The organism is Bacteroidota bacterium (assembly GCA_018266835.1).
Lineage (GTDB): Bacteria > Bacteroidota > Ignavibacteria > Tepidaquicellales > Tepidaquicellaceae > JAFDZO01.
Map to the genome: position 1 here is coordinate 1,164,018 of JAFDZP010000002.1, position 13,122 is coordinate 1,177,139.

Annotated in this window: 7 protein-coding genes; 4 read left to right on the forward strand and 3 right to left on the reverse strand. The window is 35.7% G+C overall.

The annotated features are described in order from the left end of the window. Positions 1-103: 103 nt before the first annotated feature. The 3 genes from JST55_06880 (at position 104) to JST55_06890 (ending at position 5,516) form a co-directional block, all read left to right on the forward strand. Entirely contained in the window at positions 104-919 is an 816-nt protein-coding gene (locus tag JST55_06880) for a hypothetical protein (protein MBS1493215.1), read from the forward strand. A gap of 18 nt (positions 920-937) precedes the next feature. Then, entirely contained in the window at positions 938-3,199 is a 2,262-nt protein-coding gene (locus tag JST55_06885; protein MBS1493216.1) for a carboxypeptidase regulatory-like domain-containing protein, read from the forward strand. A 217-nt stretch (positions 3,200-3,416) separates the two neighbouring features. Further along, the gene (locus JST55_06890; protein ID MBS1493217.1) at positions 3,417-5,516 is read left to right on the forward strand and encodes a T9SS type A sorting domain-containing protein; all 2,100 of its coding nucleotides are present in this window, start codon (positions 3,417-3,419) and stop codon (positions 5,514-5,516) included. Between the two features lie 6 nt (positions 5,517-5,522). On the opposite strand, the gene JST55_06895 is transcribed toward JST55_06890, so the two are convergent. From JST55_06895 to JST55_06905, 3 genes are all read right to left on the reverse strand, one after another. Beyond that, positions 5,523-6,458: a GDP-L-fucose synthase gene (locus JST55_06895; GenBank protein ID MBS1493218.1), complete on the reverse strand. Its 936-nt coding sequence runs from the start codon at positions 6,456-6,458 to the stop codon at positions 5,523-5,525. A 6-nt stretch (positions 6,459-6,464) separates the two neighbouring features. Further along, positions 6,465-9,041, reverse strand: coding sequence for a YfhO family protein (locus JST55_06900; GenBank protein ID MBS1493219.1), 2,577 nt, complete (start codon positions 9,039-9,041; stop codon positions 6,465-6,467). Positions 9,042-9,123: 82 nt separating this feature from the next. After that, on the reverse strand, positions 9,124-10,434 hold the full coding sequence (locus tag JST55_06905) for a glycosyltransferase (protein ID MBS1493220.1): 1,311 nt from the start codon (positions 10,432-10,434) through the stop codon (positions 9,124-9,126). 91 nt (positions 10,435-10,525) lie between these two features. Here JST55_06905 and JST55_06910 point away from each other — a divergent pair, with 91 nt between their 5' ends. Next, positions 10,526-13,120, forward strand: a complete 2,595-nt coding sequence (locus JST55_06910; protein ID MBS1493221.1) for an AAA family ATPase — start codon at positions 10,526-10,528, stop codon at positions 13,118-13,120. The last annotated feature ends 2 nt before the right edge of the window (positions 13,121-13,122 follow it).

A 13,122-nucleotide genomic window follows, 5' to 3' on the forward strand; every position in this document is an offset into this window, starting at 1 on the left:
AAACCTATACTAATTTTATACCTTTTGGCATTCAAATATATTTTCAATATTGTATTAGATTCAATCTAATACAATATTTCCCCTGACCGAAAAACTTAAATATTTGGGTTTTACTGATTATGAAGCAAAGGTTTTCATTGCACTTCTTAGGGGAAGTTTAATGGCTGCTTCAGAGATTGCCGACGATGCTAAAATCCGACGAACTGATGTTTATAATGTTTTAAAAACCTTTGTCGGGCTGGGTTATTGCAACGAGATTGAAACAAACTCCATCCATAAATACGAACTTATCGATCCTGACATAATCCTGGATAAGCTTCAGCGTAAAATAAATTCTCAAAGACAGAAAGAACTCGATACACTAAAAGAAACTTTTGAAGAACTCAAACCGCTCCATAGAACTAAAGAGGCGGAATCCGTTAAACGAGTTAACATTGAACTTGTTCGGGGTTACAATCAGCACCGTGAGTCAAAATTTCTTGAGCTTCTCAAAAATGCCAAAAAAGAAATTTTGTTTATGGTAAAACTTGAGCACGCTGTACTAAATGAAGTTGATGCAAATGCTAAGAAGTTCATGAAAAAAGGAGGAGTTATAAAATCGCTCTATCAGATCAGCGAAAATTTCAGAATTAAAAAAGACAATAAGTGGACTAAGGGAACACTAAGCGATTTAATAAAAGCATGTGAGTATTATGAAAAGTCAGGTGAGTTATTGAAACTCAGCAATAACCCTGTTCCTAATATGACTATCTTCGACGGTGAAATTGTTTTTCTTAATATAACGGATAAGACTCTCCCTAAACATAATGAAGCAGATGTTATTATTAAAAATAAAGAGTTTGCTGAAAACATGATAATAGTGTTTGAATCTCTATGGGATAAAGCAGAGGAATTAAAGAATTTTAAATTAAAACTGTAAATGGAATAATCCCGTTTTATGAAAAAGCTAATTATACTTATAATATTAATTTCGGGACTGTGCTATTCGCAGACTACTTTTATTCCTACGGGCGGCACTACTATATATGATTTACAATCAACCGGAACTGCTAAACATATTGCACAGGATAAAAATAATCCCAATAATATTCATGCTGTATATACTTCATCGCCTTATTCGGATTCTTCTACCTATGCTCAGAGAACAGTGAATTATTATTTCAGTTCCGATAAAGGAAATACATGGAGCTTTATTTCCTCTTTCCCGCAGATTTACAAAACGGGTTTTCCTTCAGTTTCGGTTTTAAGTAATGGATGCGCTATAATAACTATGCACGGCGGAGTTTTGAAAAAAACTTATACGTTTGCCGATGCCTTTCCCGGACTTGGTTCTTTTTCAGATTTAGGTTCGGCATTATGTTTCGATATGCTTCCGCAAATTGCCGCTTCTAATAACATAAATGAGCAGAGAAAATTCCACATAATTAATCAGGCAGGTTTTACTTCGGGATTATCATTAACATCTGAATCCTATGCACCTTGTATGAGTATTCCGGGGATGAGTTCTGATGCTTATTCAATTGCTATCGGCACTGATGGAAGAATAGGTATAGCCTATGTTGTAGATGTAGCACAGTTAACAGGAAACTCAGGTGATGTTTTCTTTATGGAGTCCTTCGATAACGGTGAAACATTTACTGCACCCTTAAAAATATTCAATGCTGTTATAAATGCGGACAATACTTTTTATGGAGCATTCAGAGGCATAAGTTTAGTTTATAATAACAATAGACCTAATCTGGTATTTGAAGTCTGTAAACAACATTTATCAGGAAATTATTTTCCGGATTTGCCGGGAGGTATAATGTACTGGTCTCCCGCACTTACGGGCAGCGACCCGAACAGATGTAAATACATTGCAAGAAATGATTCAGCAAATTTTTATCCTTCTTATATTCCGTTTTACAAATCATATGGGAATTATGACATTACATCGATTTGTAGACCTTCAATTGGCACATTCAGTGACAGCAATTATATGGCTGTTGTCTTTATGTCATCAACTCCAAAATTAAAAGTAACAGGCTTAGATACAGCCGGTTTCAACTCGCTATATCTGACTTATACATATAATAAAGGAATCATCTGGACAAGACCTAAAAGAATTACACCCGATGAACGCATGGACTGGACATTTCCGTCAATATCCGTTTTTAATTTAGCCGGTTCATTTCCTTACAAAGCAAATATTACAGCAACCAAGGATAGCGTTCCGGGAAGTTATGTATTAAACAATCCATTTACTAAATCTCTTGCGCAGCAATTTTATATAAGAACCGATGTAGGATATCTTACAGAACCGGGTAACGCCACAATAACTTCCGGAATAGTAAAATACGACGATAATAATCAGCCTGTAACAACTGGAACTGTAAGAGCCCTGCAATTTAACGAATCAACAGGGCAATCAATTGTTATAGCCAGCTCACCTATTGATGCAAACGGAAATTACTCTTTAAATTTTAACGCTCCTTTTAATGATTATTATATAGTTGCATATCCTAATTCTGAAAAGGAATCAGATTATATTCAAACTTATTATCCTCAATCAATTTACTGGTTAGATGCTTCTACAATAAATTCTTCAAACAATAATTATGAAATCAATATAGATGTATATAGAAAGACTTCGTTAGAGGGATTTAGCTCTGTAAGAGGTGTTGTCAATTCAGTAAAAGAAAATCACTCATCGGTTCTTCCTGAGGCAGATTTATATTTAAAGCTTGATAACAAATTCGTTGGATATTCGGAATCTAACTCAAGCGGCAGATACAGTTTTTCTAATATACCTCCCGGCACATATGAAATAATTGCAACTAAACTTGGCTATACAACTCTATCTGAACAAATTACAATTCAGGGGTCACAGATGGATTCAATAAATTTTGCGTTGACCCGCGTTCCTATTGGAAGTCATCAAGGTTCCCTTGTTCCGGATAAGTTTTATTTATATCAGAATTTCCCGAATCCCTTTAATCCTGTAACCAGCATTAAATATGATATCTCCGCAGATAGATTCGTGTCATTAAAAATTTACAATATATTAGGAAAAGTAGCAGCTGTTCCGGTTAATGAGTTTAAGCAGGCTGGAAGTTATACAATAAATTTTGATGCAGGCAAACTGCCGTCAGGTATTTATTTTTACAAATTGGAAACAGAAAGTTTTTCTCAGACGAGAAGAATGGTAATTTTAAAATAGAACTACTCTTGCGCTATAGGCTTTATATTTATTTCGCCGTAAATATAAAGCCTCCCTCCTAAAAGCGGAGGTCAAACGATTCTCTTGTGCTGCGGGTTTTATACTTTACTTTCGCCGGTAAGTGTAGAACCCGCTTTTTTTTTCAAGAATAAATTTAAGTTTAATTTGATAAAAAAATCCGTTATTTTAAATATAATAAATAAAAACAAAGATAATTATGAAAAAATTATTTTTTTTGTTTATTATCTTATTCTCATCACAACCTGCTTTTTCTCAAAGTGGCTGGTATTGGCAACACCCACTTCCCCAAGGAAATAACTTAAATTCAGTAAAGTTTATTGACAACTCTACTTTAATAGCTGTTGGAGATCAAGGGGTTATTATAAGATCAACTGACAAAGGTGTAACTTGGTCTTTAGAACCTTCTTTTTCACAAAAAACATTTACTAGTGTTTATGCCTTAGATCAAAATATTATTTTTATTTGTGGGGACCAGGGTATTATTTTAAAGTCATCAAACGCAGGTATCAGTTGGTCATATATCGGTGTAAATACCCTGCAAAAACTTAATAAGATTATATTTATCAATTCAACAATTGGATTTACGATTGGGAATAATGGTGTAATATTTAGAACTACCAACCTTGGACAAACATGGGTACAACTTAATTCTGGTACTACCTCAGCATTACAGAGCATATATTTTATGAACGCAAGTACCGGATTTATTTCGGGAGGCGGGTATTTATTAAAGACAATAAATTCAGGAGATAACTGGAGTGTTTTTGCCCCGGGAGGATTTAATGACTTTCAGTTCTTGAACGAATTAACGGGATATAGTGTCAGCAGTTATTTCTCATTTCCTTCATATTATGGTGTTACTTACAAAACAACAAATGGAGGAATAAACTGGAATGCACTTAACGGAAGCTGCTACAGCAGTTGTCTTTCATTACTTTTCTTAGATGCAAATACAGGATTTGTTTCATCTTCTAATGGTATTTCATACACTTCTAACGCAGGACAGAACTGGACATGCTCTTATCTTAATGTATGCAACTCCATAGATAATAAATCTAATATATACATTACAGTTGGACAAGGTGGGAGTATATTCCGGTCATCCGATAACGGTGTTAACTGGACTAATAAATCTTATTCCTATTCGTCTATTTCTCTTTGGGATATTTTCTTTATAAATGAAAATACAGGCTACATATCTGCAACGGAAGGAAATTCTGATAGCACATTCGTAAAAACTACAAATGGAGGGAATAATTGGCTTAAACTTAAAGCACCTTCAACCGCTATTTTTTCTATTTATTTTACAAATGAAAATACAGGCTATGCAGGAAATGGTGTCGCCCTTTATAAAACTACAAATGGTGGAATTAATTGGAACATCTCACGAAATGGTTCGTCTTCTATTGTGTGTTTTACAGATGCTAATACTGGTTTTGTTGCCGGAAGTAATTCTGAAATTTATAAAACAACAAATGCCGGGTTAAACTGGGAGATGAAATTTTCAGATGCAGCTGGGAACATAAAATCAATTTCTTTTCCTTCTCTCAGTGTGGGTTATGCCTGTAATGCCAGATTTGATATTCTTAAAACTGAAAATGGAGGTAATTCCTGGTACTATCTTCCTCCAATTAATGGTATTGTTGGTCAGGAAAAAATAATTTTCATTAACGAAAATACGGGATTTATTTCTACTTCTTATCAGGGAAAGTCAATATTTAGAACAATCGATGGAGGTAATTCCTGGCAGCCTGTCTTAATAATAAATGACAATCAAAGTATTATATCAGACATTGATATTTCAGAAAGCGGCACTGGCTATGCTACATGCTGGACAGGAAGGATTTTTAAAACAACAAATTTTGGAACCTCATGGTTTGAACTCTTAAGTAATACTAACAACAGACTTTATTCTGTTTGTAAAGTAAGTGATTCAATTGTTTTTGCTGCGGGAACCAATTCTACAATAATAAAAACCATAAATGGTGGTACTGCATTAACCAGTATTAATAACTTTACAAATATTATTCCATCTGAATTTTATCTTCATCAAAACTATCCGAATCCGTTTAATCCAATTACAATTATCAAATTTGATATTCCCAAAACTTCATTTGTAAAAATTAAGATCTATGACGTACTTGGAAAACAAATTGCAACACTGTTAAATGAAATTAAGCAAGCAGGCAGCTATTCAATCGATTTCAATGCTTCTCAATTATCTTCAGGAATATTTTTCTACAGGTTAGAAACAGAAGGCTTTACCGAAACAAAAAAAATGGTTGTACAAAAATAAGTTTTATTATACTTCCATTCCGAAATCTTCTTTGACCACAATTTTCAATCCCTCTTCAAAGCTTCTGGGATTGTAATCCGGCATTAATGATTTTAGAAATGTAATGTCTGTTCTTTTTTCAAACGTGCCATCGGGCTTTGATGTATCCCATGTAATCTCGTCATTATTTTTAAAAACTCTCTCTGCTATTTCAATATACTCCTTTATTGAATGGTCATATCCAGTTCCGATATTAACAATCTCAGGTTCGTTATAATTTTGCATGAGGTAAATGCAGGCATCGGCGCAGTCATCCACATAAAGCGCCTCACGTCTTGGAGTTCCTGTGCCCCAGAACTGAAGCGGAGTTCCGTTCTTTTTTGCATTCACAAATTTTACTATCATTGCAGCAATGAAATGGCTGTTCTCTAAATCATAATTATCATGAACGCCGTATAAATTAGTAGGCATTGCTGCAATAGCATTAATGCCGTATTGCTTTCGGTATAACTGGCATCCTATTATTCCCATACCTTTTGCAACTGCATAGCCTTTATTAGTATCTTCAAGCGGACCCATCATGAATCTGTTTTCATTGATTGGCTGAGGATTTTCCTTAGGATAAATACAGGTTGAACCCGTATATAATATTTTTGTATGTGGTGAATAATTTTTAATGGCTTCAAGCACATTCAGTATCATTATTGAATTCTGATAAAGAAAATCTGCCTGACGTTTATTGTTTGCCTGAATACCGCCGACTAACCCGGCAACCATAAAAGCGTAATCGGGTTTATATACTTCAAAGTAATTATCAACTTTTTCTTTAGAGAGTAAATCAAATCCTTCTTTGCGTGAAGGTGCATTTACATTGGTAAAACCTTTTTTGTTAAGCTGTCTTACAATTGCGGAGCCAAGCATTCCCGTTCCGCCGAAGACTGTAATTTTTGAATCCTTATTCATTAAACATTAAATTTTAACTTCCTTGTTTTCTTCCGGTGTTTCTTTTTTGTTTTTAAATACACCGACTAACCCAACAACTAAAATTAATCCCACTAAAATATTTGATACAAGTGTAATCGTTTTTCCTTTGTAATAAGTTTCAGGCTGGAATTTTATTTCTACTTTATGTTTTCCTGTCGGAACTACAATTGATCTGAACAGGTAATCAGTTTTATAGATTTCAGTTTCAGTTCCGTCAATATATGCCTTCCATCCTGCGGGATAATAAATATCACTCATGAACATTAAATTATTTCCTGTTGCATTTACCTCGTATTCATAAGATTCAGTTGTTGCCTTTATTAATTTAATAGAAGCTGTTGAATCAGCCTTATCAATTTTCTTATTAATATCAGTTTCAAAGAAAGCAGTCTGGCGCGGATTGAAGTTCATCTGCTTAATATTGTTCAGAATATTTATTCCGGGAGCAACTTTGTATTCGTTTACAAAGAAAGCTCTCGGCAAAAACATCTTATTTTCTGAAACTGTTTTGCTGCCTTTCATCACAGGAGCAAACGAAGAATCTGATGCAGGGTCTTTAGGATCTGTAATAATGTATTTTACGTTTGCCAGTCCAAGCAGCATAGGATTTCCACCCCCTACAACATCCAGCGCATCCTGGTAAATTCTCATCTTAGCGCCCTGATAACCGTTGAAAGCCTGTAATCTGTAATATGCAAAAGTATTTGTTGTAGTAGGTTCACCCTGACGTAATTCAACAACTCTGTATTGATAAGTATCCGGGCTTTGTTTCAGCATATAGCTTGTGTAGTCAGTTTCATTGAATGCATTTTCAGAGTCCGACTTATTATCCCAGTGAATTGTTTTATTATTCACGTTCCAGAGGTCAAACATTCCTATAAGAATAACTCCAAACATGAATAATTTATAGTTTACCATTCTTTTTGAGTACAATAATCCTAGTCCCATTACAAGCAGAATTAAAAATGAGTGAAGCTGTAAATCGCTTGTAATATTATCATAAGCAACGTCTGCGCGCTGTCCAAGCTGCTGGTTTATTTGCTGCGGAGTGGCGCCCATCTTTTTATATTCCTGAGCCTTTGGTCCGTTCAGCACGGAGTTCCTATAACTGTCCTTGAATCCGACAATTGAAACGATGAAAATTAATCCTGCAATTCCCATTACAACAAAAGAAACTTTCTTGAACTTATCCGCTTCAATCTGATTTCTTATTGAACCTACCATAGAAAGTAAACCGTACCCCGCAAGTATTGCAAGACCTGCATCCATAAAATTATGAATCATCACAGGAGCCCGGAAACTACTGAAGAACGGGAAGTAATAGAAGAAGATATCAAATAAAAACCCTCCGTTCCTTCCGAAAGAGAGAAGTAAAAATGCAAATACTATAAGGGTTAACGCCTGAACGTAAATATCCCGCCGGAAATTATAGTATATCCCAATAAGCGCAAGCGCAAGAACTATTACGCCAAAGTAAACCGGTGCTGTTGTGAATGGCATCTGCCCCCAGTATAGATTAACTTTCTGTCCCTGATACTCAACATCTCCGAATCCGAAATAATATGGAGCATAGAATGTAAGCACTTCACCAGGACTGAATGACCATCTTGTTGCATAGTCATAATCTAACGGCTGAGCATTATCAACTTTTTTATCTGTTGGCTGCTGTATAGCAGGAACACCACGCATAGAATATTTATTGTACTCTTTAACTGACATTATAACATCTGCGTTCATTGCAACAGAAAGTCCTGCTCCTATAAGAACAAATACTCCTGCCATTAAAGCAGTTCGGTAATTTTCTTTTTTAACTAATCTGGCAATAAAAATATAAAGCACATAAATACCTATAAACAAATATGAATAGAATATCATCTGCATATGGTTCGATGTAAGCTGAATGTGGAACATAATAGTCAGCAGAGCAACATCAACAATCTTACTGAAGATATTTTTATAGTTGTAATCAATAAGTCTTTCAATCACCAATAAGATCAGCGGGAAAAGCATTATAGCGAAAACTTTTGTGTTGTGACCTGTAACCATTCTTTGAATCAAATCAGTCGCAAAGACTGCCATCAGAGAAGTAAATAATGCAACGAGCTTATTTTTGAATTTATAATTTGCATAGAGATAAAATCCTACTGCAAAAATTATATAGTAAATGACAATAGAAAAGATGGGACTTGATTCAGGGCTGCCGAATAAATTCAGTATCGTTCCGAATCCGTGACCGAATAAATCATAGACTCTTGGCGAGAAGCCAATAAGTCCTGCAAAGTTAGGCATTCCCATGAAGATGTAGGGAGTCCATAGCGCAAATATACCGTCCTTCTTAGCATCATCAAAAAATGTTTTGAAGCTGTCAAATGCAATATGGTCACCCGATGCAAATACTTTCCCGCCGAAAATCCCTTCACGGAAGAAAATAAAAAGGGCGAGAATAATAACGCCAATATAGATATAATTATCAAATTTGCCGAAGTTTAAATCGGAATCTTTCAGCTCGGAAGCCTGTCTGGATTTCGTTGAAGCAGTTAACTGCGTCTTGGTTTTAGCCATCTGAATTTCAGTTGTTTTAAAATGTAAAGAATTAAAATACTCTTAATAATGAAAAGTATAAATGGAAGTTTTTAGGTCTATATTAGGGCTGTAAATGAAGGATTATCTCAGATAATTGCTTGCTTTCAGTGTGGCGGGAAAAGTTTTGATAATAGTTATCAGTTGAAGGTATATCAAGGTTTGGATTCTGTTTCCATTTGTTAGTTAAGTCTTGCAAATAAGTTGTCAATTCCGCTTTCATATTTCTTTCAAACGTCTCGCCTGCATTTGCCTCCTTTATAATTCTTGCAAGGTCAGATGATTTTTTTGTAATGTTTATGACCGGCTTTTTAGCAGCAAGGTATTCATAAATCTTTCCCGGAATAACCATATCTTCATTGGAGACAACAGGGTTTATTAACAGAAGTACAGTTGAATCCATAAGATATTTTATCGAGTCATCATGGGAAACATAACCAACATCATTTAATATATCCGATAATCCAAGTTCGTTAATTTTTTGCTTTATTCCTTCTGAAAGTATTCCTACGAATCTCAATTTATATCTTACATCAGGATTTTTTTCTTTTACTTCTTTTAACGCTTCAAGAAAAACATCAGGGTCATAATAATCCGCAATTGTTCCAGTGTAAGTGATTACAAATTCACCTTTGGGCGGATTGGAAGAAATATCAAAACACCTCTCATCATAACCCATTGTAATTATTTCAATCTTATCGGGATTTATCTTATCAGATTTTGAAAGTAGCTTTTCCTTATATCCCCTGCCCACTGTCAGAACTTTATCAGCAGTTTCAAGAACTTCCCTCTCATATCCCGCATCTTTTTTCTTAGCCCACTTTGTATGGTAAAATTTATCGTAGTAAATAACATCGGTCCACACGTCGTGGAAATCAGCAATCCATTTTATTGATGGAAAGTACTTCTTAAGTTTTAATCCTATTAAGTGTGTTGAGTGCGGCGGCCCGGCGGTAACTATAACTTTAATATCAAACTTCTCTATCAGCTCTTTGGTTTTTTCAATAGCATATTTATTCCAGCCTGCACGAGGGTCAGGTATAAATAAATTACCTCTTACAAATCTCGCAAGCTTCTGCATAAAAGTCGGATTGCTTTCATTTGCAAAAGCTGCGGCAGGAACGTTTCCTTTTCCGACGGTTCCTTTATACAGCCAGAATAATTCAGCCGTATCTGTCTTAAAAATTTTTAAATCCTTAGGAATATCTTCAAGCAGAGATTTATCTATAGAAGGATATGTTGCCTTAGTATCATCCACGGTTAAAACCATTGGAGTAATTCCGTACTCAGGAAGAAAACGGCAGAACGAAAGCCATCGCTGAACTACAGAACCTCCGCTAGGCGGCCAGTAATAATTTATGATCAGAATATTCACTGTACAAATATCCGTTTTATAGATTATAAAAGTAATTCCAAAAATATTTTTTACGCTAAAAAACACAAATTTTTTCGTTATTTTCCTTTCTATGTCAGATCAATTTAAATTTAAAAGCTTAAAGATTTACGGCGAGGATGAGTGGCTTTTCGGAAGCCAGAAAAAATACCGCCGCGTTCTTGAAGAAATAGAGATAACATACATCTATGTTGAGCTAGCTCTCTTCAATAAACTATTCGATGAATCGGACTGGAGCACGAAAGTGAACTTCAAGGCATACGATTCCAAAAGGGCCATACTTTGTAACGAAACAAATGACGTACAGGTAAAAAAAGAAGAGAACATTGCATATATTCGTACAAGCTGGGGTGTAAAAACTCCCGGCGGCTATTGGAAAAAAGGAAGTTACAGATGGGAAGCATGGATTGACGGAACATTGATCAGAACAGAATATTTTTATATTGAGAATCAGGGAGTAGTAACAGAAGAATCCAACAACTATTTCAATCTAACTTCGGTAAAATTGTTTGAAGGACCGGTTGATGAAGTCCCTGCCGCTGAACGAAGATATATGAAGGCATTTGATTTTAAAAATACACGATATGTGTGGTTTGAAATGAATGCAGAATCATTGGTAAAAGATGACTGGACATGCGAACTCTTCTTCAGCTTTAAAAACGAAGCGGGTGAAACGAAGGGAGTTGATAATCAGTACAGGTTCATGAAGAAGCACGACGAGTACTTTACATTTACCGGCGGCTGGGGTAATGAATCCAAAACTTCCTGGTATCCGGGAAAATACTACCTCGAAATTTCTTTTATGGACTGTATGATTGCGCGCATTCCGTTCTATGTAAAAGACGTTGAAGAAGAAGCCGATGTGCAAAATTTATTGCTGACTACTCCTGCACACACCAACATAGTTTCAAAGATAAAAGGAAAAACCAAAGAAGAAACTGCAGAGGAAATTTTAGCAGAGCTGAACGGATTGATAGGACTTACAGAAATAAAAGATTCGATAAGACAATATTCTGATTACATAAAGTTCTTAAAGATACGTCAGGAGAAAGGATTAGATAAAGATGTTAAGATAGGTTTGCACTCTGTGTTCACCGGAAATCCCGGCACAGGAAAAACAACAGTTGCAAATTTACTGGGTAAGATTTATAAATCACTTGGTCTGCTTTCAAAGGGACATGTGTACGAAGTTGATAGAGCAGATTTAGTAGGTGAGTATATAGGACACACAGCTCCCAAAGTTAAAGCCGCTATTGAAAAAGCGCGCGGCGGTATTTTATTTATAGATGAAGCGTACTCACTTGCCAGAAGCGGTGAAGACAGCAAAGATTACGGTAAAGAGGTAATCGAAATTCTGATTAAGGAAATGTCCGACGGTCCCGGAGACATTGCTATGATTGTTGCAGGCTATCCGAAGGAAATGAAAGTGTTTATAGATTCAAACCCGGGATTGAAATCACGCTTCAATATGTATTATAACTTTCCTGATTATGTTCCTCAGGAACTTATTAAAATTGCAGAGTACGCAACGGCAAAAAAGAACGTTCACATTGAACCCGCTGCTATGAATTATCTCTACGAAGCACTGGTAGAAGGATACAGAAACCGCGACAGTTCATTTGGTAATGCACGATATGTGAATTCAATCATTGAAGAAGCAAAGATGAATATGGGATTACGATTAATTCAATCAGGCAAGCTTGAGAATTGCTCGGAAGAAGATTTAAGTACTATACGAATTGAAGACTTCCAGAAAATATTCAAAGATAAAAAAGGAATCAAAGCGGATATACCTATTGATGAAGAACTTTTAAAGACGGCTATGTACAAGCTGCAAAGCATGATAGGAATAGAAAATGTTAAGAGCGAAATAAACGAAATAGTAAAGCTTGTAAGATACTTTAAAGAGATTGGCAAAGATGTTAATGAAAGCCTCTCACTTCACTCAGTTTTCATGGGTAATCCGGGTACAGGTAAAACAACTGTTGCAAGAATTCTTTCCGATATTTATAAAGCGCTTGGCCTGCTTGAGAAAGGACATCTTGTAGAGTGCGACAGAGAGTCACTCGTCGGCGGATACGTCGGACAGACTGCTATCAAGACCGGTGCAATGGTTGATGCTGCAATGGGCGGTGTCTTATTTGTTGATGAAGCTTACTCGCTAACATCTGGCGGCAACGACTTCGGCTCAGAAGCAATTGAAATTATTCTTAAGCGCATGGAAGATTTCAGAGGGAAGTTCGTTGTTATAGTTGCCGGATACACGGGCAAAATGAATATCTTCCTTGAATCAAATCCGGGACTTAAGTCACGCTTCGATAAAACATTTACATTTGAAGACTACAATGAAAAAGAACTCTATTGGATTGCATTAAAGCTACTTGCCGATAGACACGTTACCCCGGATGAAGATGCAAAGAATTACTTATACCAATACTGCATTGAAATGTTCAAGAACAAAGACGGCTACTTCGGCAACGGCAGAGAAGTCCGCAAGATAGTTGAAGAAGCCGTTAGAAATCAGAACCTCCGACTTGCAGATGTTCCTAGAGAGAAACGTACTCCTGAAATGATTGCAACACTTACTACAAAAGATCTTGAGGAATTCAAGATTGATTCATTAAAAAAAGAAAAGAAAATTTTTGGATTTGATACCGGGAAGGAATAACT

Excerpts from the sequence above, each read along its gene's own strand:
- JST55_06885 (MBS1493216.1), top strand. The coding sequence starts at position 938 with ATGAAAAAGCTAATTATACTTATAATATTAATTTCGGGACTGTGCTAT.
- JST55_06890 (MBS1493217.1), top strand. The coding sequence starts at position 3,417 with ATGAAAAAATTATTTTTTTTGTTTATTATCTTATTCTCATCACAACCT.
- JST55_06895 (MBS1493218.1), bottom strand. The coding sequence starts at position 6,458 with ATGAATAAGGATTCAAAAATTACAGTCTTCGGCGGAACGGGAATGCTT.
- JST55_06900 (MBS1493219.1), bottom strand. The coding sequence starts at position 9,041 with ATGGCTAAAACCAAGACGCAGTTAACTGCTTCAACGAAATCCAGACAG.
- JST55_06910 (MBS1493221.1), top strand. The coding sequence starts at position 10,526 with ATGTCAGATCAATTTAAATTTAAAAGCTTAAAGATTTACGGCGAGGAT.